Origin of the sequence: Acinetobacter sp. YH01011, from assembly GCF_013420785.1 — a bacterium.
GTDB classification, from domain to species: domain Bacteria; phylum Pseudomonadota; class Gammaproteobacteria; order Pseudomonadales; family Moraxellaceae; genus Acinetobacter; species Acinetobacter towneri.
Genome location: NZ_VOYG01000014.1, coordinates 12,311 through 33,480, shown reverse-complemented (window position 1 = coordinate 33,480; position 21,170 = coordinate 12,311). Strand labels below are relative to the sequence as shown.

19 protein-coding genes are annotated in these 21,170 nt (G+C 41.9%); 5 read left to right on the top strand and 14 right to left on the bottom strand.

Translation table 11 applies throughout. The features are described 5' to 3' along the window. Window positions 1–19: 19 nt before the first annotated feature. The 3 genes from nrdR to glnK all read right to left on the bottom strand — a co-directional run bounded on the left by nrdR (window position 20) and on the right by glnK (window position 2,428). The gene (nrdR, locus tag FTT78_RS10415) at window positions 20–478 is read right to left on the bottom strand and encodes a transcriptional regulator NrdR (protein ID WP_096902237.1); all 459 of its coding nucleotides are present in this window, start codon (window positions 476–478) and stop codon (window positions 20–22) included. A 139-nt stretch (window positions 479–617) separates the two neighbouring features. Further along, entirely contained in the window at window positions 618–2,027 is a 1,410-nt protein-coding gene (locus tag FTT78_RS10410; protein WP_179989573.1) for an ammonium transporter, read from the bottom strand. A 62-nt stretch (window positions 2,028–2,089) separates the two neighbouring features. Further along, on the bottom strand, window positions 2,090–2,428 hold the full coding sequence (glnK, locus tag FTT78_RS10405) for a P-II family nitrogen regulator (protein WP_004650081.1): 339 nt from the start codon (window positions 2,426–2,428) through the stop codon (window positions 2,090–2,092). A gap of 276 nt (window positions 2,429–2,704) precedes the next feature. Between glnK and FTT78_RS10400 the strand changes: the two genes are divergently transcribed. Both FTT78_RS10400 and FTT78_RS10395 read left to right on the top strand, forming a co-directional pair. After that, complete coding sequence (locus tag FTT78_RS10400; protein WP_096902239.1) at window positions 2,705–2,932, top strand: accessory factor UbiK family protein; 228 nt, start codon at window positions 2,705–2,707, stop codon at window positions 2,930–2,932. A gap of 72 nt (window positions 2,933–3,004) precedes the next feature. Continuing rightward, on the top strand, window positions 3,005–4,492 hold the full coding sequence (locus FTT78_RS10395; protein ID WP_180044232.1) for a YifB family Mg chelatase-like AAA ATPase: 1,488 nt from the start codon (window positions 3,005–3,007) through the stop codon (window positions 4,490–4,492). Window positions 4,493–4,646: 154 nt separating this feature from the next. Here FTT78_RS10395 and FTT78_RS10390 read toward each other — a convergent pair whose 3' ends face one another. Continuing rightward, complete coding sequence (locus tag FTT78_RS10390; RefSeq protein WP_026438393.1) at window positions 4,647–5,399, bottom strand: TorF family putative porin; 753 nt, start codon at window positions 5,397–5,399, stop codon at window positions 4,647–4,649. 1,128 nt (window positions 5,400–6,527) lie between these two features. On the opposite strand from FTT78_RS10390, the gene FTT78_RS10385 reads away from it, so the two are divergent. Next, window positions 6,528–7,844 carry an OprD family outer membrane porin gene (locus FTT78_RS10385; RefSeq protein WP_180044234.1) on the top strand — a complete coding sequence of 439 codons (1,317 nt, stop codon included), beginning with the start codon at window positions 6,528–6,530 and terminating at the stop codon, window positions 7,842–7,844. A 98-nt stretch (window positions 7,845–7,942) separates the two neighbouring features. Here the strand turns inward: FTT78_RS10385 and ppa are convergent, their stop codons facing one another. Both ppa and FTT78_RS10375 read right to left on the bottom strand, forming a co-directional pair. Continuing rightward, window positions 7,943–8,479 carry an inorganic diphosphatase gene (gene ppa, locus FTT78_RS10380; protein ID WP_004975651.1) on the bottom strand — a complete coding sequence of 179 codons (537 nt, stop codon included), beginning with the start codon at window positions 8,477–8,479 and terminating at the stop codon, window positions 7,943–7,945. Window positions 8,480–8,603: 124 nt separating this feature from the next. After that, entirely contained in the window at window positions 8,604–9,002 is a 399-nt protein-coding gene (locus tag FTT78_RS10375) for an MAPEG family protein (RefSeq protein ID WP_096902243.1), read from the bottom strand. A 104-nt stretch (window positions 9,003–9,106) separates the two neighbouring features. On the opposite strand from FTT78_RS10375, the gene FTT78_RS10370 reads away from it, so the two are divergent. Next, window positions 9,107–9,487: a hypothetical protein gene (locus FTT78_RS10370; protein WP_004975646.1), complete on the top strand. Its 381-nt coding sequence runs from the start codon at window positions 9,107–9,109 to the stop codon at window positions 9,485–9,487. Window positions 9,488–9,586: 99 nt separating this feature from the next. Here FTT78_RS10370 and FTT78_RS10365 read toward each other — a convergent pair whose 3' ends face one another. The 7 genes from FTT78_RS10365 to FTT78_RS10335 all read right to left on the bottom strand — a co-directional run bounded on the left by FTT78_RS10365 (window position 9,587) and on the right by FTT78_RS10335 (window position 18,351). Further along, the gene (locus tag FTT78_RS10365) at window positions 9,587–11,263 is read right to left on the bottom strand and encodes an AMP-binding protein (RefSeq protein WP_180044236.1); all 1,677 of its coding nucleotides are present in this window, start codon (window positions 11,261–11,263) and stop codon (window positions 9,587–9,589) included. Window positions 11,264–11,411: 148 nt separating this feature from the next. After that, window positions 11,412–13,631 (bottom strand): DNA topoisomerase IV subunit A, encoded by a 2,220-nt coding sequence (parC, locus tag FTT78_RS10360; protein WP_180044238.1) that lies wholly within the window; start codon window positions 13,629–13,631, stop codon window positions 11,412–11,414. 174 nt (window positions 13,632–13,805) lie between these two features. Beyond that, complete coding sequence (locus tag FTT78_RS10355; protein WP_104852902.1) at window positions 13,806–15,125, bottom strand: MFS transporter; 1,320 nt, start codon at window positions 15,123–15,125, stop codon at window positions 13,806–13,808. Window positions 15,126–15,281: 156 nt separating this feature from the next. Then, on the bottom strand, window positions 15,282–15,926 hold the full coding sequence (locus FTT78_RS10350; protein WP_004975638.1) for a trimeric intracellular cation channel family protein: 645 nt from the start codon (window positions 15,924–15,926) through the stop codon (window positions 15,282–15,284). Between the two features lie 65 nt (window positions 15,927–15,991). Further along, the gene (locus FTT78_RS10345) at window positions 15,992–16,459 is read right to left on the bottom strand and encodes a YchJ family protein (protein WP_180044240.1); all 468 of its coding nucleotides are present in this window, start codon (window positions 16,457–16,459) and stop codon (window positions 15,992–15,994) included. 96 nt (window positions 16,460–16,555) lie between these two features. Further along, window positions 16,556–18,139, bottom strand: a complete 1,584-nt coding sequence (locus tag FTT78_RS10340) for a TerC family protein (protein WP_179989583.1) — start codon at window positions 18,137–18,139, stop codon at window positions 16,556–16,558. Continuing rightward, complete coding sequence (locus FTT78_RS10335) at window positions 18,136–18,351, bottom strand: hypothetical protein (RefSeq protein ID WP_143228680.1); 216 nt, start codon at window positions 18,349–18,351, stop codon at window positions 18,136–18,138. The genes FTT78_RS10340 and FTT78_RS10335 overlap by 4 nt, the downstream gene beginning before the upstream one ends. Window positions 18,352–18,472: 121 nt before the next feature. Here FTT78_RS10335 and FTT78_RS10330 point away from each other — a divergent pair, with 121 nt between their 5' ends. Beyond that, window positions 18,473–19,093, top strand: coding sequence for a TIGR00730 family Rossman fold protein (locus tag FTT78_RS10330; protein ID WP_096902251.1), 621 nt, complete (start codon window positions 18,473–18,475; stop codon window positions 19,091–19,093). A gap of 151 nt (window positions 19,094–19,244) precedes the next feature. On the opposite strand, the gene FTT78_RS10325 is transcribed toward FTT78_RS10330, so the two are convergent. Next, window positions 19,245–21,131 (bottom strand): choice-of-anchor I family protein, encoded by a 1,887-nt coding sequence (locus tag FTT78_RS10325; protein WP_179989585.1) that lies wholly within the window; start codon window positions 21,129–21,131, stop codon window positions 19,245–19,247. Window positions 21,132–21,170: the final 39 nt, after the last annotated feature.

Genomic DNA, 21,170 nt, shown 5'->3' with positions numbered 1-21,170 from the left:
TAGATGCTGGCATTGCGCTTTATTGCTCACGCGACTGCATTTGTTCAATTTGGCGACGGAATGCTTCGACATCCTGAAAGTCTTGATACACCGAGGCAAAACGTACATAAGCGACATGATCCAATGCAAATAAAGCCTGCATAACAACCTCACCAATGGTACGTGATTTCACATCACGCTCTCCCAAACGGCGAATTTGTAATTGGATGTCGCTGAGTACAGTTTCGATTTGCTCTTGGGTCACAGGACGTTTTTGCAAAGCATGCATTAACGAGCGACGCAACTTGGCTTCATCGAAAGGCTCACTTTTACCATCAGATTTAATCACCCGTGGCATGACCACTTCATAACTTTCAAAGGTGGTAAAGCGTTCACCACAGCCAATACACTCACGACGTCGGCGAATTTGGCAGCCTTCTGCCGCCAAACGTGAGTCAATCACTTTACTGTCTGCAGTGTTGCAAAATGGACAATGCATAGCGGTTTAATTGCACAAATTTGAATGAAAATGCAGTGTAGCAAAATTTCCAAACTTTGTAGAGTTTTACGCAACATATAGAAAAAAAACAGCCCCGAAGGGCTGTTTTACACAATATATTGATTATGTGCTGTCTGGATTATTCTACACGTTCACCATGTTGGCTTAAGTCGAGTCCCATACGCTCATCTTCTGCAGCCACACGAATACCAATGGTTAGATCAATTACTTTTAAGATGATGAAAGTCAGTACAGCAGAGTAAGCAATGGTCGCTAACACACCTTCAACTTGCACCCAAAGTTGGCTCATTAGGTTGCTTGGTGCAGCATCGCCCATAATAAACTCGCTGGCAAAGAAGGCTGTTAAAATTGCACCGACAATACCACCTACACCATGTAGTCCAAAGGCATCTAGAGAATCATCGGCTTTCAAGGCGCGTTTTAAGGCAGTAATACCCCAGAAACAGACCACACCACCAATTAAACCCATCGCTAATGCACCACCAACAGTCACAAAACCTGCTGCTGGAGTAATCACCACCAAACCTGCTACTGCACCCGATGCAGCACCTAATACCGAACCTTTACCACGTACCAGTTTTTCTGCTACAAGCCATGCAATTGCTGCGGCTGCGGCTGCCACTTGAGTCACAACTAAGGCGTAACCCGCTGCACCATTCGCGCCTAAAGCAGAACCACCGTTGAAACCGAACCAGCCCACCCAGAGTAAACTTGCACCCAGTACAGTCAAAGTTAGGTTGTGCGGAGCCATAGATTCACGGCCCAAGCCCATACGTTTACCCAACATGTATGCAGCAACCAAACCTGCAACACCCGAGTTAATATGAACAACAGTACCACCAGCAAAGTCGAGTGCACCATCATTGCCTAACCAGCCGCCACCCCATACCCAGTGGGTAATTGGTGCATAGACCACGACCACCCAAATCGCGATAAAGGCAACAAAGGCACCAAACTTCATTCGTTCTGCAATTGAACCACTGATAATTGCCACAGTAATGATGGCAAAGGTCATTTGAAATATCACAAATAGAATTTCAGGAATACTGCCACTGAGCGCATCGGTACCAATGCCTGCCAGCATGACTTTGTCTAGACCACCAATAAAGGCATTACCTTCACCAAAAGCCAAACTATAGCCCACTGCCACCCAGGCAATACTGACCACGGCTGCTGCTACAAAGCTATAAGCCATAGTATTGAGTACGTTTTTCTTGCGTACCATACCGCCATAAAATAGTGCCAAACCAGGAATGGTCATGAGTAAAACTAAAGCAGTCGAAACTAAAATCCAAGCGGTATCGCCTGTATCTAATACAGCTTCAGGTTCAGCAGCTTCGGGCGTGCTGACTTCTGCTACAGCTGCAACTTCTGTTGCATTTGTTGTTTCGATAGGAGATGTTTCGGCAGTTTCAAGCACTGCAACATCTGAAGTTGGAGTGGTGGCTGTTGCGGCTTCTTCAGCCCAAGCAACAGAACCACCGAGGAGTGCGCTCGATAGACTCAGCGCAAGTAGCATTTTTTTCATTTGTGTCCCCCGACCTTTGTTTTTGTGAGTTATTAGGTACTCAGCAAACTTCATGCCATCTTTTAAACAGCATCTGCACCCGTTTCACCTGTACGAATACGGATGACTTGTTCGAGGTTAGTCACAAAGATTTTGCCATCACCAATCTTGCCTGTACTAGCAACACGAGTGATTGACTCAATCACCGAATCGACCATTTCATCGCTAATTGCGATTTCGATTTTAACTTTAGGCAAGAAGTCAACGACGTATTCAGCGCCACGATAAAGTTCGGTGTGACCTTTTTGGCGACCGAAGCCTTTGACTTCTGTTACGGTGATCCCTTGAACACCAATTTCAGATAATGCTTCACGCACATCATCTAATTTAAAGGGTTTTACAATTGCAGTTACGAGCTTCATGTTTGTTTTCCTTCGGCTTAATTCACCAGTAAGGTTTTATGTTCAAATTCCATGCCAAAGTTCTAAGGTCGGGGGAAATTAGAAACCGTGACATGAGTTTTCTTTATACCTTATTTTATACATTTATATGGTTGTGATCTTCAAAAAATAGACATATTTACTAGAAGATTTACGATTTTACTCATCGAATAAATCCATATTTCGTCTGAAATGCTATAGTCTATTCAAGACCAGTGCTACACTGCCTCCATTTTCTCCATCTTTGTGGAAACAACAATGATTGAAACTTTATTACAAGCCATTTTGGAACAAGTTGAACAACCTAAAAAAGATTTAGAACATAATTTACGTGCTTTGCTCAATGAAGCGGTCACCAAAATGGATTTGGTCTCGCAAGATGAGCTAGACCGCCAACGTACTGCGCTCAATAATGCCAACTTACGTTTAAATGAATTGTTAAAACAGGTTGAAGCACTGGAACAGAAAATTCAACTCAAAAAATAAGCACCAATTGAGTGCATAAAAACAAAAAACAAACATTATAAAAATAACGCACCAAAACGGATCATCATAAAAATGTCTTTTGCCAAAGTGTATACGCGGGGGCTGCTCGGCTTGCACGCCCCTGCAATTGAAGTTGAAGTCCATCTGAGTCAAGGTTTACCTTCTTTAACCATTGTCGGTCTAGCCGAAGCTGCCGTGCGTGAAAGTAAAGATCGGGTACGCTCTGCCATTATTAATAGTGGTTTTCAATTTCCGACCAAACGTCTGACCATTAATTTAGCGCCTGCCGACTTGCCCAAAGATGGTTCGCGTTTGGACTTAGCCATTGCTTTAGGCATTTTAATTGCTTCGGGACAATTGCCCGAACAAAGCACTGAAAGTTTAGAGTTTATTGGAGAATTGGCTTTAGATGGTCAATTGCGTCCCACCACAGGCACACTCAGTATTGCGATTGCCTGCCAACAGGCACAGCATTGTTTGGTTTTACCTGAACAAAATGCACAAGAAGCTGCTCAATTGCCTGACTTTGAAGTCTTTGCCGCCACACATTTAAAACAAGTTTGCGAACATTTGGCACAAAGCCAGCCTTTAAATAAAGTCACCGCGACTGCCCAACCACAGTTATCACATTCCGCCTTTGATTTAGTCGATGTTAAAGGACAGTTGCGCCCACGACGTGCTTTGGAAATTGCGGCTGCAGGTGGACATTCATTGCTATTCAAAGGCCCACCCGGTACAGGCAAAACCTTATTGGCATCTAGGCTTTCCAGTATTTTACCGCCATTGAATATGCAGGAAAATTTAGAGGTTGCCAGTATCTATTCAGTGGCCAATAGCCCGCATACGTTTGGACAGCGTCCTTTTCGCGCCCCACATCATACCGCTTCTGCTGTAGCCTTGGTCGGTGGAGGCTCATATCCCAAACCCGGTGAAATTACCTTGGCGCATTTAGGCGTTTTATTTTTAGATGAATTACCTGAATTTGATAAAAAAGTGTTAGAAGTGCTGCGCCAACCTTTAGAGTCCAAAGAAATTGTGATTTCCCGCGCTTCTCGGCAAATTACCTTTCCAGCCAACTTTCAACTAATTGCCGCCATGAATCCCTGCCCTTGTGGTTATGCTTTTAATCAAGATGTGCGCTGTCAGTGTTCTGCAGAAAGTATTAAACGCTATCAAAACCGTATTTCAGGACCGTTGTTGGATCGTATCGACTTACACATTGATGTACCACCTCTGCAAGCACATGAATTACAGGATACCCGACCAGTGGAAAATTCTGAAACCGTGCGAAGCCGTGTCATTCAAGCATATACACGACAATTGCAACGCCAAGAGTGTTTAAACATGGCGCTCAGTCCCAAACAATTAGAGCAATTTGCACATTTAGATGATACTGCGCAAAATATTTTAGCCATTGCGCAGCAGCGTTTGAACTTATCGGCACGTGCGTATCATCGGGTGTTACGAGTGGCACGCACCATTGCAGATTTAGCCCAAAGTGAACAGATTCAAAGTCCACATTTGAGTGAAGCACTGTCTTATCGTGCCCATGAAGCCTGATTGAAAGTCTAATTAAGAGTTCGATTAAGAATCTGATTAAAAGTCTAAGAGATGAAAATAGCCCATTGCCATGCCTGTACAATGGGCGAGTTGTTTTTATTGTTTTAAGTTTCACTCCTAACTGGAGCTTTTATTTATCGTCGTAGCCGTATCTTTAGAAGGCTTTAGTTAAAGTAAATACAGCTCCTGTTTCAACGCCACGCTTTGCCGCATGCGAAAAACCATCGGTATCAATATCAGTTCCTACAGCAGCCAATTCAGCAGATAAACCTTCAACTGAAGCAAAGTTATAGCTTACACCGACTTTCCAATCTACATAGCTGTCTTTTCCACCGCCAAAATCAAAGTCATCTGCTTGGGTGTAACCTAATCCAGCAACCCCAGAAAAGCCGGTACTTCCAATGGGTGCGGTATAAGTGGCATTGAAATACCAAGCATCGGTGTCACCACCTAAGAAATCATTACTGTAGTTAATGGCTGTTAATAAGCTGGCATCTTTAAACAAAACATCACTAAAACCTAATTTTGCATAAGCTTCGAGCCAGTTTAAATCGCTCTCACTTGGGTAGGCGTAATACCAAAAACCCACATCCAAAATGGGTTTGCTGGCAAAATAATCTAGGCTTGTGGTATAGCCCATATAAGGGTCAAGCTCTAAATGTGCCGTACCACCAAAATCGACATTGGAACCCCACACGCCTGCATACACGCCAGAATCATGGCTGAGAGCAAAACCTGCTTGCACTGCGGGATCATTAAAGGTTTGAGTTAAACCACGATAGCGATAATCACTGGTTAAGGCTGCTGTCCCGCTAAACGACATGCCTGTCGCATTTTCTGCAGCAAAGCTGAGACTTGATGTGGCTGCGAACATCGCCAAAGAAAGTGTTTGAAGTACGAATTTCATTTTAGATTCCCCCTGCATCGGATGAGATGCCTTTGTCTATTTTTTTTGACTCAATGAAGGAATTGCAAACTCTATGCCAACGATGAAATTCAGAACAGCAATTTTACGTTTAAAAGCAATAGATATAAATTTAAACTATTGTTATACATCAATTATTTTTAGTGTGTTTTTTATTTTGATTGGAATGAATTTTGATTTGCATCAATACTCGTCTTATAACCACTGCACTTTAAACATGAATTTACACAGTGCTATGATTATTTTTTGCATCCTTGCATAGCAATAAAGCTAAATCACATACCTAAAAAAGTGCAGTCAAGAATCACAAGCCTATCCTGATCAAAAAATAGAAAGTCATGCCTATCCTCTGTTCATCCTTACGCCATCAACTATCAAAACTCAGTGAACAGACAGAAATCCTGTCCTAAACTGCACTAGATTTCTGCACCAAAATTTGACATCAATATACGACGCGACACTTCAATCTTCACATCAAAAATAATTCAATGACCAAAACGATAGATCAATTTTAATTTTCGCAAGCCAACGACCATATAAAAGTTATGTATAAAATATCTGCTTAAACAGTTCTGTTTTCATCGTAATGCCAAAACTAAACACCGATGTTTCACATGAAATCCGTAATAGCCAAAAGCTATTACTCAAAGCTTAAATAAAATGTAATTTTTATACTCTTAATTCAAATAAAGATTCATAAATTTATTTCCCCACTTATCTCTTGCCCAAAATTCGACTTCATAGATAACCATTTCACAGGGAAAACTTCACCCTATTTTAAAATTTATGCTGTGCCTTATGCGCTTTGATCACACACCAAGCTGTTGAAAAATTGAACAAACTGTATTTTTAATGTACAAGTTGCAGATGCGCTGTATTTGGCTATGTTTCAGTGACTCAGTAAGTTTTAAATATGTTTATGTTTTTACTAAAAATTAAAATAATTATTAAACTTTTAAAAATTCAATATTTTTAATGACCCTACAGTTTATCGAAAAAATGCTTAACTTTAGTGTCATAAGCACCTTAAAAATGATATTTTCGCGCATAAATAGCGATACAATTCGCCTACGTTTCAACTACACATTTACTGCATGAGGCCATCTCCCAATGCTGAAATCTAAAAAACTGACACTTGCGTTATTGATCAACGCAGCGCTTATTTCAACTGCATTTGCTAGCGAACAAAGTGAATCTAAAGGCTTTGTAGAAGACGCAAACGGTTCGGTTTTATTCCGTACAGGTTATTTAACTCGTGACTATAAAGGTGTAGAACCTGGTACAGATACAAGTTCATTTGCGCAAACTGCAATTGTCAAATTAGATTCCGGCTTTACCAAAGGTGTAGTCGGTTTTGGCGTGGGCGTGATTGGTGATGCTTCATTCAAGCTAGGTGAAAATGGTCATACGGGCAATGGTATGATTCCAACGCATAGCAAGAATAATGCAGATCGTACGAAAGATGCTTATGACCATTGGGCGCGTGGTGGTGCTTATGTCAAAGCACGTATCTCGAATACTACAGCAACTTACGGTACACAAGTTTTAGATTTACCTGTACTGGCTAGCAACACTGCCCGTTTAGTGCCTGAATATTTCGAAGGTGTTTTAGTGACTAGCCGTGAAATTGATGGTCTAGAGTTAACTGCTGGTAAATTCACTAAAAATCAATATTCTGATCAAATTAACTCAGATGGTAATCAATTAGATCGTGCTGTTGTCTGGGGTGCAAAATATAAAGTCAATGATGCAATCAATACTGCTTATTATGGTACAGACATCAAAGACCGTTTAGAGCGCCACTATGTAAATGCTAACTTTAAGCAAGCGCTTGCGAACAATAGTGCTTTAACATACGATTTCAGCGGCTATCACACTAAGTGGGATGCAGCTGCAGATGGTAGTGCTTATACTTACTCACATACATCAAATGATTTTGATAATTTAAGTAACAGTATTTGGGCACTTTCCGCTACATATAACACTGGTCCACACAACCTTATGGTGGCATACCAACAAAATACTGGTAACACTGGTTATGACTATGGTTTAGGCAAAGGTGTCGGTGACGGTCATCAAACTGTTTATATGCCTAACTCATATTTGTCTGATTTTGTAGGTAATGATGAAAAATCTTTAGGCTTACAATACAACTATAACTTTAAAAATCATGGTCTTCCTGGTCTAAACTGGACAACTGCTTTTGTTTACGGTTGGGACATTGATGTTCGTAACCAACCAAAAGATGGTCAAGAACGTGAATTCTTTAACCAAGTAAAATACACCGTTCAATCTGGTTTTGCGAAAGACGCGAGCCTTCGCGTACGTCACTCATATTACCGTGCAAATGATAGCTACAAATCTATTTATATGAATGATACCAATGAATGGCGTATCTGGTTAGATATTCCAGTGAAATTATTCTAATTTCTCGGAATAGCAAACCCAATAAAAAAACCTGCACAGAATATGTGCAGGTTTTTTACATTTCAGCTTTCATTTGAACGCTGAACAGGCCACGCAAATTATGGATTTGCAGCTTTGTAGCCTTCAATTGAGTTCAATACTTCTTGTTTTGCAACATCAGCACCTTCCCAACCACTTAACTTCACCCATTTGCCTGGCTCTAAGTCTTTATAGTGCTGGAAGAAGTGTTCAATTTGGCTGATCAATAATGGTGGAAGATCCGTATATTCTTGAACATCTTTATAAATTGGGGTTAATTTTTCGTGCGGAACGGCAACCAATTTCGCATCAATACCACCGTCATCTTCCATGTTCAATTTACCCACTGGGCGGCAACGAATCACAGAACCTGGCTCTACTGGGTGTGGAGTCACAACCAATACGTCTAGCGGATCACCATCCAATGAAAGTGTATTTGGTACATAACCGTAGTTCGCTGGGTAGAACATTGCTGTACCCATGAAACGGTCTACAAATAATGCATCAGAATCTTTGTCAATTTCGTATTTGATTGGCGCTGCATTGGCAGGAATTTCAATGATCACATAGATGTCATTTGGTGCATCTTTACCCGCAGGGATATTGCTGTAGCTCATAGCATCACTCTTAAACAAGTTAAATCTTTTTAAAACCGCGTCAATTATAACGGTTTTCTGTCCTGAATTACTGCGCGATTATACATCTGCAAGGCAAAAATACATATTTTCACACCTGACTTGATCAGGTCAGTTTAATCACCATCAGCAAAATACAAATTGGGCAAAGTAAAGACAGCATCCAAACAATTGAACGCAGCGTCGCCCAATTGGCTAAATAACAAATTCCATAAATAATGCGCAGCACAATATAAGCAATACCAAACATCATCACCACCACTTGTGGGATGACCATATATTCCGCCATGAGCACTGCAGCAATAAATAAAGGCAGGCTTTCAAAACTGTTTTGCTGTACGGCGTTAGCACGTGCAGCAAAACCTGTGGTTTTGGCTAAAAATTCACGTGGATTTTGGTTATCTTCACGTTTAAAGCCGCCTGCCATTTTTGCGACAACAGCAAAGACATACGGCAATAAGCAAGCAATTATAATTAGATAAACAATTCCACTTATGCTTTGCATCAATTTTTTCTCATAAACTGTATTGAGAACTTATCATAACATGGCATTTCTTGAATAAATTTTGTTAAATAGCATGTTTTAAGCAATTGTATAAAGGATCCAGTATGGTCAGCCCAGATCAAAAGGAAATGTTAGATGTACTTGAAAAGCAGCGCCAACATCAACTGCGAGTGGATCGTGTTTTAAAAATTGTGTTGCCTATTGTGGCATTTTTATTGATGGTGATTTGCGCCAACATGAACGTATGGTCGACCATTTTTACCTTCGTTGTACTTTGGGTGGCGTTTTATGCGGTAGGGATTAAGCGCTTACCGCTCTGGCACTGGATTATTGTGATTGTGGTGTATTGCTTAATTGATAATATTTTAAGTTATGGCAGTTTTAATCAATCAGGTTTTAGCCGCCAATTTGGTGCGATGTTTATTTTCTTGGGTATTGTGGGTGTTGGGCGTCGTTACTTTGACCGTTGGCTGATGAAAGAGTAATACTTTTGCCTTTATCGAACAAGAAACAATCTATTTTCTATAGCATATAAAAAATGCCCCTGAGTTTTCAGGGGCGTTTTTATTTCAGAGCAGAATGAATTACGCAGTCTTACGCAAATCTTTACGCAAAATTTTACCTACGTTTGATTTTGGCAATTCATCCATAAACTCCACATAACGTGGACGTTTATAGCCAGTTAAGTTCTCTTTAGCGAATGCTAATACTTCTTCAGTGGTCAATGATGGATCTTTTTTCACCACAAACAGTTTTGGCACTTCACCTGATTTTTCATCTGGTACACCAATGGCTGCCACTTCCAATACTTTCGGATGCTTCGCAATCACTTCTTCAATTTCAGATGGATACACGTTAAAGCCTGATACCAAAATCATGTCTTTTTTACGGTCTACAATTTTCACATAGCCACGTGAATCCATGACACCAATGTCACCTGTACGGAAGAAACCATTAATCATCACTTTATCGGTTTCATCTGGACGGTTCCAATAGCCTTTCATGACTTGTGGACCACGGATTGAAATTTCACCTTGCTCACCCAGTGCAACTTCATTGCCGTCATCATCCAAAATAGCCACTTCAGTTAATGGCAATGGAATACCAATGGTACCACTAAATTCGTCAGATGCAGGCGGGTTTGCCGTTGCAACTGGCGAAGTTTCAGACAAGCCATAACCTTCAATGATGTTAGTGCCTGTCACTTTTTTCCATGCTTCAGCAGTTGATGGTAATACTGCCATACCCCCGCCCATCGCCATTTTCAATTTGCTGTGATCAAGCTGTTTAAACTCTTCATTGTTCACAAGCGCATTGAATAAAGTATTCACCGCAGGGAAGAAAGTTGGTTGATATTTGCGTAATTCTTTCATCACCGCAGGTAAGTCACGCGGGTTTGGAATTAAGACGTTTGCCTGACCTTTGTACATGCCGTAAAGCGCACACACCATGAATGCAAAGATGTGATACAGCGGCAATGCACAGAAAATACGGTCATCTGGCTGACCATCTTGTGCACCGAATTTACTCTGGAAAATACCATCACATTGCAGCATGTTTGCCACAAGGTTGCGGTGTGTTAATTCTGCACCCTTAGATACACCTGTTGTACCACCCGTGTATTGCAACACAGCCGTATCACTTAAAGTTAAGCTTGGGCGTTTGTAGTTGCTTGGGCTTACTTTAGACATTGCTGCGTTAAATTTAACGTGACCCGGAATGTTCCATGCAGGAATTTGCTTACGCACTGAACGTAAAACAAAATTCACCAACGTGCCTTTTAATGCACCTAGCATATCGCCCACAGAAGCAACAACAACATGCTTCACAGGAGTTTTACCAATAATCGCCTGATAAACGGATGCAAAGTTTTCAATAATGACTAAAACTTCAGAACCAGAGTCATTTAATTGATGCTCTAACTCACGCGAAGTATAAAGTGGATTCACGTTCACCAAAACTAAACCTGCGCGGAACACCCCCAGTGCAACCACAGGATATTGAAGTACGTTCGGCATCATCACCGCAACACGCGAGCCAGGTGCCAAACCTAAACTTTGTAAATAAGTTGCAAATTTACGGCTAGCTTCTTCTAGTTCACTAAAGCTTAAAACCTTATCCATAAAGATAAAGGCATCACGTGAACCAAATTTTTGGAAATTACGTTCAAAAATGTCTACGAGTGACGTATTTTCTGCAGGCAGTTCTACAGTTTCTGGAATCCCTGTCTTTTGGTATTCAGCAAACCAAATCTTTTCCATAATGCCAATTTCTCCAATCAATAATCCTTAGTTTTAAACTGTTTTTCTCAATACAGGACGTCGTTGTTTGCTTGTTTATGTCCCGTATTGCATCCATTTTCACGAATACAAACCATATATAACGTATTTTGCTTAAAAAACGCTAGTATTATCTTTGAATTAACAGTTTATTTGCTTTTTGGTAACCGCGTGGTAAGAGCTGACCTTTCGTGCCGCGCTTCGCCACATACTTCAGCAAATCGTCGCCTTTGAGTTTGAGTTGTTGCTGTCCTGCAAATACTTGAATTGCTTCATCTAAACTTAAAGGTAACATAGACACCAACTGATCTTTTTCTTCAAGTTGTATCAATTTATTACCTTTACCTTTGTTCAAAATTGGCAATTCTGACAGTTCAATCACCAGTAAACGCCCTGCTGAACTGAGCAGTGCAACATGACTCGCGTGTTCAATCATTTGCAAGTTCATCACTGTCGATTGTGCAGGCAAAGACAGGAATGCTTTACCTGCTTTGGCATTGGTATCTAGCTGTTTGGCCTGTGTTTTAAAACCATAACCTTTACTGCTGGCTGCTAAAATTTCAGCTTCATCATCGGCAATTAGTAATTGTTTAAAGCCAACGCCACTGGCAGGAGCGAGTTTTGAACTTAATGGTTCTCCCAAGCCACGTGCCGAAGGCAAGCTATTAATTGGCAACGCATAACTGCGTCCCGTATCATCTAAAATATAAACGCGCTGATTGGATTTGCCTTGTGCATGACTGAGATATTGATCACCCGCACGGAAGTTTAGATTTTCCGCATCGACCTCATGCCCTTTGGCACAACGAATCCAGCCTGCTTCAGACAACACCACCGTTACAGGGTCGGCAGGTAGCATATCTTGTTCATTAATTGCAGTCGCTTCGGCACGCAATACAATCGGTGAACGACGATCATCACCAAATTTTTTCGCGTCTTCTTTCAACTCACTGATAATTAAGTTTTTCAATGATTCAGGATTCGCCAATTGTTCACGAATAATGGCAGCACGTGCTTCTAATTCTTCTTGTTCACGACGAATTTCCATTTCTTCAAGCTTAGCCAAATGACGTAGCTTTAATTCCAAAATGGCTTCAGCCTGAATTTCATCAATACCAAAATGCGCCATCAACTCGGCTTTAGGATGATCTTCTTCACGAATAATCCGAATCACGGTATCAATATCTAAATAGGCAATCAGCAAACCTGCCAAAATGTGCAATCGCTTTTCGATTTTATTGAGATGATATTGCAAACGGCGTGTGACGGTATTTTTTCGAATCTCAATCCATTCCAGCAAAATACGACGAATCGATTTCACCTGCGGACGACCATCTGCGCCAATCATGTTCATATTGACACGATAGCTCGATTCCAAGTCAGTTGTGGCAAATAAGTGACTCATCACTGCTTCGGCATCAATACGGTTGGAACGCAGTACAATCACCAAACGGGTTGGGTTTTGATGGTCAGATTCATCACGCACATCGCTCACCAACGGCAGTTTTTTCGCCTGCATTTGATCGGCAATTTGGGTAATGATTTTTGAACCCGAAACCTGATACGGCAATTCGGTAATTACGATTTCATTTTTTTCGATGCTGTACACCGCACGCATACGGTAACTACCACGACCTGTACTTTGCATTTTCAGCAATTCTTCAGGCGGGGTAATAATTTCAGCTTTGGTAGGTAAATCTGGTGCAGGAATATATTCTGCGACTTTTTCATCGGTTAAATTTGGGTTGCGAATCAGGGCAATTGTGCCTTTCACCACTTCACGCAAGTTATGCGGTGGAATATCGGTCGCCATCCCCACGGCAATACCTGTGGTGCCGTTAAGCAAAATATTCGGTACACGCGCAGGCAAATTGACAGGTTCTTTTAATGAGCCATCAAAGTTATCTTGCCAATCACAAGTACCTTGCCCCAATTCCGCCAAAAGTACTTCACTATATTGCGATAGTTTGGCTTCGGTATAACGCATGGCGGCAAAGGATTTAGGATCATCGGGTGACCCCCAGTTGCCCTGCCCTTCAATAAATGGGTAACGATAACTGAACGGCTGCGCCATCAACACCATAGCTTCATAACAAGCAGAATCACCATGTGGATGGTATTTACCCAATACATCCCCTACGGTACGGGCCGATTTTTTCGGTTTGCCGCTGTGCTTGAGTCCAAGCTCACTCATGGCGTACACAATACGGCGTTGTACAGGTTTCAAACCATCGCTGATATGGGGTAATGCACGATCCATAATCACGTACATGGCATAGTTAAGGTATGCACGTTCAGTAAATTCTGCTACGGAACGGTTTTCTGTTGCATGATGCGCAAGGCTTGTCATAAAACCTGTCGTCCTAAATCATTTGTTTTTGTATCAATCGGCTTATGCTATGCCGCAGCAGCATCCTGCACAAGGGCTAGTAAGGATGCTCTGCGACAATTTGTGTCTTATGCCGTAAAAATATTCATTTTATAAAAAACAGCAATGCAAAATATACGATGGCTGGTGGTTATTTTACAAACCTATCGACTCTAAAGTTCTGCCTTTGGTTTCTTCACCCAACACCACAATCACCAAGGCAACGGCCAATAAAACCGCTGTAAACATCATAAAGACATAACTAAAGCCATTTTGCATAACCATCATGTGTGTGACCACCATCGGGGCGATAATACCGCCCATGCGTCCAATGGCCGAGGCCCAACCTGAACCAAAAGCACGAATATTGGTTGGATATTGTTCAGGAGTATAGGTGTATAGCACCCCCCACGCGCCCAAGTTGAAGAACGACATCAAACAACCCCAGAACATGATCATCGCCACACTATCCGCCTGACCAAAGAAGTACGCCGATACGGCACACATGCCAATAAAACCTGCCAGTGTGGCTTTGCGGCCTAATTTTTCGACCAGCCAAGCGGCTGCAATATAACCGGGTAATTGCGCCAAAATCATGCCCAACACATATTCAAATGACTGTACGATGCTGTAGCCTTGCTGCACCAACAGACTAGGCAACCAAGTGAAAATGCCATAATAGGAATAGACAATGCCAAACCAAATCAGCCACAGCATTAAACTACGACGTGCAAATGGTCCCGACCACAGTTGGGTAAAAGAGATATGCTGTTTAGCGGCAACAGGCTGAACTTCAATCTGTTCAATGACTTCTACCCCACATTGACGCTCAAACTTTTGTACCAGTGCATGTGCTTCGGCAATACGACCACGATTGATCAGATATGGGATAGATTCAGGGACTTTTTTCCAGATAACCAAGGCATATAAGGCAGGCAAACCACCGATTAAAAATGCTGTATGCCAATCAAATTTTGGAATCACAAAATAAGAAACCAATGCCGCACATAACCACCCCAAGCCCCAAAAACTTTCCAGCAATACAATAAAACGCCCACGCACATGCGCAGGAATGTATTCACTGACCAACGTCACCGCTACGGGAAGCTGCCCGCCCAAACCTAAACCGACAATAAAGCGAAAGACCAGTAACCAAGTTAAATTCGGTGCAAAGGCACAAGCGGCAGTAGCTAGACTGTAAATCACCAAGGTGGTGGCAAATACAGTTTTACGTCCAATTTTATCGGCCAGACCACCTGAAAAGACTGCCCCAATGGCCATTCCGACAAAGCCAATTGACACCACCATGCCTTTTTCGGCAGGGGTCATGCTCCAGTCTTCTGCCATTTTTGCCAAAATAAAGGAGATCAGTCCTGTATCCATGGCATCAAACATCCAGCCCAGACCAATCACCACCAGTAGGCTATAGTGGAATTTTCCAATGGGTAGACGTTGCACACGCGAAACTAAATCCATAACACACTCTTTAAGTTGGCTAAAAGGATATGGGCTAAAACACAACTGCTGTTGTATTTTTATACTATGAATTGACAGGATGTGGATAGCATTAAAAAACCGATCTGGTGATCGGTTCGCTTCTATTTGGATATTCAATACAATTCTTATAACCAATTAGGTTTCATCTTTAGAGGATGCTGAATGTTCATCATCGTCCTGATAAATAAATTTAGGCATTTCTAAGCCAAAATAAATCGCAATCAAACGCAAAGTAAAACCAAAAACAAGTGTTGAGATCACGGTCAATTCAAGCGACAAACCGATTTCGATACACAACCAATAGCAAATCACGGACACAAAAGAAATACTGGCATATAGCTCACGGCGGAACACTAAAGGCACATCGTTACACAGAATATCACGCAGAATCCCACCTGACACACCTGTTAAGACGCCTGCAACGGCAGACACCACAAAGCCATGCCCCATTTCCAAAGCAATTTGACAACCAATAATAGTGAAGCCAATTAAGCCTAAAGCATCGAGCACCAAGAAAATGGAACGTAAATGACGCATCCATTTGGCAATTAAAATGGTGATAAAAGCTGCAATACAGGTCAGCACCAAATATTCAGGATGTTTGACCCAAGTCAGTGGATAATGCCCTAATAACACATCTCGCACCGAACCACCACCCAATGCGGTGACACAGGCAATTAAGGTGACACCAAACCAATCCATGCTACGACGCCCTGCAGACAATGCGCCTGTCATCGCTTCTGCGGTAATCGCGATTAAGTAAATGACCAACAACAACATGGACTTGCCCTTCTTTCACTAGGCCAATAGATGCGCGTTATAATAAGCGAAAAACCAAGATAAAGTTATAAAAATTGCGCACAACATTGCTTAAATTTTTTACCCGAACCACAAATACACGGCTGTTTCATAGTCGGCTGTTGCCCTGTGGTCGGATCTAGAAAATACCAACGGGCCTGATGTTGCACAAAATGGGAAATTTCATGGTGAATTTGCGTCTGCTTGGCATCGTGGTAATGGGCTTTAAATTCAACTTGGGCATGGCTTTTATCTAGCTTTTCATTGCTATTCAGCACTTCGAGCTTTAACCATTGATTCGACTTGCTCCAATCTGCAATTGCGTCAACATCCAGACTTGCCTGTTGTCCTAGCGCAGTGGTTTGCACAATATAATCAATTTGTTGTAAGGCAAAAGCACTATAGCGTGAACGCATGAGTTGGCTTGCAGTTTCCGCATGTGCCTGCCCTACGTGTAAAGGTTGGCAGCAGTGTTGATAATCGCCCTGCCCGCATGGACATGCCAAATTCTTCATCAATATTCCAAAACAATTTTAAATAGACAATCATCTTAAATAAAAGATAGGAAAATAGCCCGATATACGGGCTATTTTCGGTGGGGTATTTGCAAACTATTCTTCGTCAGAACTTCCTTGCTGAATCAAATGCACTTTTTCAATTTTATGTCCATCCATGGTCACAATTTCAAAAACATAACCATCGGAAAGCAGCTTTTCACCGTTTTCAGGCAAACGCCCCAAATGGAATAAAATATAGCCTGATAAAGTTGAATATTGCTCGCTTTCATCCACCAAATCACGACCTAATAATAAAGATACGTGACGAATATCAATGGAACCATCTAGCAATAATGTGCCATCTTCCAAACTTTCAGCACTGGCTTCGAGTGCATCTTCATCTGGGAATTCACCTGCAATTGCTTCCAGAATATCAATGGGTGTGGCAACGCCTTCAATCGAGCCGTATTCGTTCAGCACAATCGCCATTTGCAGCGGTGCTTGACGCAATTGCTCCATCACCATCAAAACTTGGGCATTTTCATGCACAATCACGGGTTCACGCAAATGTGTTTCAAAGTCCAGTACACCTGTTTCAATGTATTGATTCATGACTTTATGGGTTAAGACAATGCCTGAGATATTGTCCAGTTCACCACGTGCCACAATCACTCGTGAATGGGTCATACTTAATAATTGGCTGCGAATTGAGGCATCATCTTCGTCTAAATCAATCCATTCCAGTTCAGGACGTGGCGTCATCACCGATTTTACAGGACGCTCAGATAAGCCCAACACTCCTTGTACCATCACGCTGTGATAGACGCCATTTTCAGCATCAAAGACTTCATCAGCAAAGGCGCGGGTAGCCAAAACATCTTCGTTGATATGACTGCTTTCTGTCGTATTTTGACTTTTGCCACCTAACATCCGCATCACAGCCGAAGCAGTACGGTAGCGTAAATCGGTGGTGGTCACGGTTTTTTCCTGATTTCTGCGGATGGTTTGGTTCAGGAATTCAATCATCACCGAGAAGCCGATGGCGGCATATAAATAGCCTTTTGGAATGTGATAGCCAAAGCCTTCCACCACCAATGAGAAACCAATCATCATCAGGAAGCACAGGCATAGAATCACCACGGTAGGATGCTTATTGACAAAGTCCATGAGCGCTTTAGAGGCCCACAACATAATGCCAATGGCGATAATCACCGCAATCATCATGACCGATAAATGCTGCACCATGCCCACAGCGGTAATCACGCTGTCGAGTGAGAACACCGCATCTAGCACCACAATCTGCACAATCACCATCCAGAAAGTCGCGTGCACAGGGTTTTCTTCTTTTAGTGCTGGTTTGCCTTCAATGCGTTCGCGCAGTTCCATGGTGCCTTTAAACAACAGGAACACACCACCAAACAGTAAAATCAGGTCACGTCCAGAGAAAGGATGTTCAAAAATATGAAACAGTGGTTGGGTCAGAGTGACGACCCACGCGATAGAGGCGAGTAAAATCAGGCGCATCCCCAAGGCGAGAAGCAAGCCCACCACCCGTGCCGTATTGCGTTGTTCTGGCGGTAACTTTTCTGCCAAAATGGCAATAAACACCAAGTTATCAATGCCTAATACAATTTCGAGTACGATCAGGGTCAATAACCCAACCCACGCAGCGGGGTCAGACATCCATTCAAAGATCATGCACTCTTCTCCTGAATATCATGGGTCAAACGTGCCACACGGCGATGACACTGAAAAGATAAGTTTGCTTGCTCTGGTTGGCACAGCATGTAATTTAAAAATATTCGTTCGGTGCGACTACTGCCACTGTCCATGACGATTCTATAGTTGTCAGACAAGCTTTGAGTATAGGAAAGTTTGCGCTCAGATTCATCCCCTTTTTGCGACATCATCCACGTCAATGCAGCACTTTCACAAATCTTTGCAAATTGAACACTGCATACTGACGGGTTTGTCATATTTGAGCACTAAGCTAGAGCCAACAAAAAGAACATGCTATGGTGAAGAAAATAAATGAATAGCGAATTAAGAATGACCCAATATATCAATAATCCATCTCCTCAAACCTCTCAACCTTTGGTGGCACTGTACTGTGGTTCGCGCTCTGGCAATAACCCGATTTATCAGGAAAAAGCAGTACAACTGGCAAGAAAACTGGCCGAGCAAGGCTTTGGTATGGTCTACGGCGGTGCGAGTATTGGATTAATGGGTTTGGTTGCCGACACCGTTGTGCAACATGGTGGGCAAGCGGTGGGAGTAATTCCTGAATTTATGCTGGATTATGAAATTGCCCACAGTAATTTAACCGAGTTACACGTAGTCAAAAGCATGCATGAGCGTAAAGCGATGATGGCAGATCGCGCCAGTGCTTTTGTGGCGTTGCCAGGCGGCTTGGGTACTTTTGAAGAGATTTTGGAAATTGCCACTTGGGGGCAATTGAATCAGCACCAAAAACCGATGATTTTATATAATGTAAATGGCTTTTATGATGCGCTGATTCAGCAGTTAGATCATGCGGTACACGAAGGTTTTTTACCACCACAGCACCGCGCTAAACTGATCGTGTGTAACCACTCCCATAAAATTATTAATGCCTTGAAGAATTTGGATTCTCCACGTCATTTTGTGGGTTGAACTTTTTTAGCTACATGAAATAGCAATAAAAATGAAAGTGAAAGCGAGTCGGTGACTCGCTTTTTTTAATTCACTGTTCATTGGTTTTTACAGCACAAAAAAGAGAACACCAAAGTGCCCTCTTTAATAGATTTCTAATTTTGCAATGCTGTTAGTTAAGCTTGATTTGGTAGACGGCAGTAGTTCCACTGACTTCATTACCCACAACTAACAGTGGCTTGCCGTTAGGCGAGTCTTTGGCTGCAATAAAGATCAAACCTTCGGGACCGAGATTTGAATTTTCAACGGTAACCTCATTACCTTCTGCATCGAAAGATGTACGGGTTTCACCAAACTTACGATCATTAAAATACTCAACAAAAGATGCTTGTGTCGGTTGGGTAATGTCGTACACCATAATGCCACCCATACGCTCCAACCCAATAAAGGCAAAAGTTTTTTGACCAATTTTACCTAAAGCAATGCCTTCAGGCTCAGGGCCTTTATTGTCACTACGATCATCTATACTTAATTTTTCATGATTGGTATTAAAGTATTCTGGAAATAATTCAGCAGCTTTACGTTCAAAGTCATTTTTTGAGTCCCAAACAATTTTTTTGGTTTTAGGATCTACAATACTGAACGAGCGGCCACCATAAGCATATAGTTTGTCATAGGTCATGAAACCATCGCTGTCTAGCACAGGCTCACCATTTGTATCTTTCTTGTAACCTTGCGTCCAAGTAATCGTCAAACGACCCAATTGTGAATCTTTAATTAAATTATCTGCACAAACTTCATTGGCATCTGTAGTGGTACATGCTTTAAATACGTTTGAATCAAGCTTTGCGCCTTTAACCCCTGACTTTAATAGACGTAAATGCGCTGCATAATCGCCATTGGTACTGAAGCCTTTATTATTGAATAAGTGTTTAACACGAATTTCTTCTGCATAACCCTGAGTTATTTCATCCGTACCAAAATATAAGTCTTCATCAACCAACCATTCACGCGCATCACCTTCATTGGCAGTGACCAAGTAGCTTTGTCCATTGGCTTGATATTGCGCAATTGCATCTGGCATATACATGCCATATAAGCCTGGCCAAGCTTGAATATTAATCATCCCCTCATTTTTAGCACAGGCTGTAATCGTTTTACCGTTATAGTCTTGCTTACCAACAACACAATCACGATCACCTGCATCTAAAGCATTTGCAGCTAAGCCAAAGTTTTTATAACCCAATGGGAAAATATCGACCACTTGGTCTTGAATCAAATCAATTACAGCAATAGCATTGTTTTCTTGTAGACTTGCCCAAGCAGTTTTACCATCGTCACTCACCGCAATATATTCAGGCTCTAAATCTTGTGCGACAGTCGCATTTGGCCCAAAAATACGCACGCCCGCATCAAGCAATTCCTGCTTACGTGTATTCCATGCCTGAAAATCTGCAGTTTTTACAGTAGGCTTGTTGATGTCAGTTAGATTAATAATACTGATTGAACCTTCTGGATCAATCTTATAACCTTCATTTGGCTCACCTTCATTGGCAACCAAGACTTTTTTGCCATCTGGAGTAAAAGTCAACATATCAGGCAATGCACCGACTTCAACTTTGCTGATAAAGCTCAGGTCTTTGGCTTTAAAAAATGCCACGATGCCTTTATCAGTTTTAGGTGTTGCCTGAACAGCTAAAGCGACAATACCTTGATGTACCGCAACACTATTGACTTCAGAATTCGCCAAATGAGTCTTGGCATCCAAGCTGTTCAGCTTAACAGGTGCACTTGGGTTGCTTAAATCCAGTACATCGACCACGCCATTTTTCGCATTGACTACAAATAAACGCTTACTTTCAGCATCATAAGCAGGAATTTCCGCAGCACTCGCACCAAAAACTTGTGCATCGTATTCCCCTAAACGCTCCAAACTAATTGTTGTAGGTGTTGCTTCAACAACTTCTTCTTTTACAGGAATAGGATCATTATTATCATTACATCCCACCATCCCCACAGACAATAAAGCCAACATTAATGCAGAAATTTGCGTTTTCATAAATTACTCATCATTTTTCTAAATGCACCCAACTTACAA

Coding starts and splice junctions, on each gene's coding strand:
- nrdR (WP_096902237.1), bottom strand. CDS start 478: ATGCATTGTCCATTTTGCAACACTGCAGACAGTAAAGTGATTGACTCA.
- FTT78_RS10410 (WP_179989573.1), bottom strand. CDS start 2,027: ATGAAAAAAATGCTACTTGCGCTGAGTCTATCGAGCGCACTCCTCGGT.
- glnK (WP_004650081.1), bottom strand. CDS start 2,428: ATGAAGCTCGTAACTGCAATTGTAAAACCCTTTAAATTAGATGATGTG.
- FTT78_RS10400 (WP_096902239.1), top strand. CDS start 2,705: ATGATTGAAACTTTATTACAAGCCATTTTGGAACAAGTTGAACAACCT.
- FTT78_RS10395 (WP_180044232.1), top strand. CDS start 3,005: ATGTCTTTTGCCAAAGTGTATACGCGGGGGCTGCTCGGCTTGCACGCC.
- FTT78_RS10390 (WP_026438393.1), bottom strand. CDS start 5,399: ATGAAATTCGTACTTCAAACACTTTCTTTGGCGATGTTCGCAGCCACA.
- FTT78_RS10385 (WP_180044234.1), top strand. CDS start 6,528: ATGCTGAAATCTAAAAAACTGACACTTGCGTTATTGATCAACGCAGCG.
- ppa (WP_004975651.1), bottom strand. CDS start 8,479: ATGAGCTACAGCAATATCCCTGCGGGTAAAGATGCACCAAATGACATC.
- FTT78_RS10375 (WP_096902243.1), bottom strand. CDS start 9,002: ATGCAAAGCATAAGTGGAATTGTTTATCTAATTATAATTGCTTGCTTA.
- FTT78_RS10370 (WP_004975646.1), top strand. CDS start 9,107: ATGGTCAGCCCAGATCAAAAGGAAATGTTAGATGTACTTGAAAAGCAG.
- FTT78_RS10365 (WP_180044236.1), bottom strand. CDS start 11,263: ATGGAAAAGATTTGGTTTGCTGAATACCAAAAGACAGGGATTCCAGAA.
- parC (WP_180044238.1), bottom strand. CDS start 13,631: ATGACAAGCCTTGCGCATCATGCAACAGAAAACCGTTCCGTAGCAGAA.
- FTT78_RS10355 (WP_104852902.1), bottom strand. CDS start 15,125: ATGGATTTAGTTTCGCGTGTGCAACGTCTACCCATTGGAAAATTCCAC.
- FTT78_RS10350 (WP_004975638.1), bottom strand. CDS start 15,926: ATGTTGTTGTTGGTCATTTACTTAATCGCGATTACCGCAGAAGCGATG.
- FTT78_RS10345 (WP_180044240.1), bottom strand. CDS start 16,459: ATGAAGAATTTGGCATGTCCATGCGGGCAGGGCGATTATCAACACTGC.
- FTT78_RS10340 (WP_179989583.1), bottom strand. CDS start 18,139: ATGATCTTTGAATGGATGTCTGACCCCGCTGCGTGGGTTGGGTTATTG.
- FTT78_RS10335 (WP_143228680.1), bottom strand. CDS start 18,351: ATGATGTCGCAAAAAGGGGATGAATCTGAGCGCAAACTTTCCTATACT.
- FTT78_RS10330 (WP_096902251.1), top strand. CDS start 18,473: ATGAATAGCGAATTAAGAATGACCCAATATATCAATAATCCATCTCCT.
- FTT78_RS10325 (WP_179989585.1), bottom strand. CDS start 21,131: ATGAAAACGCAAATTTCTGCATTAATGTTGGCTTTATTGTCTGTGGGG.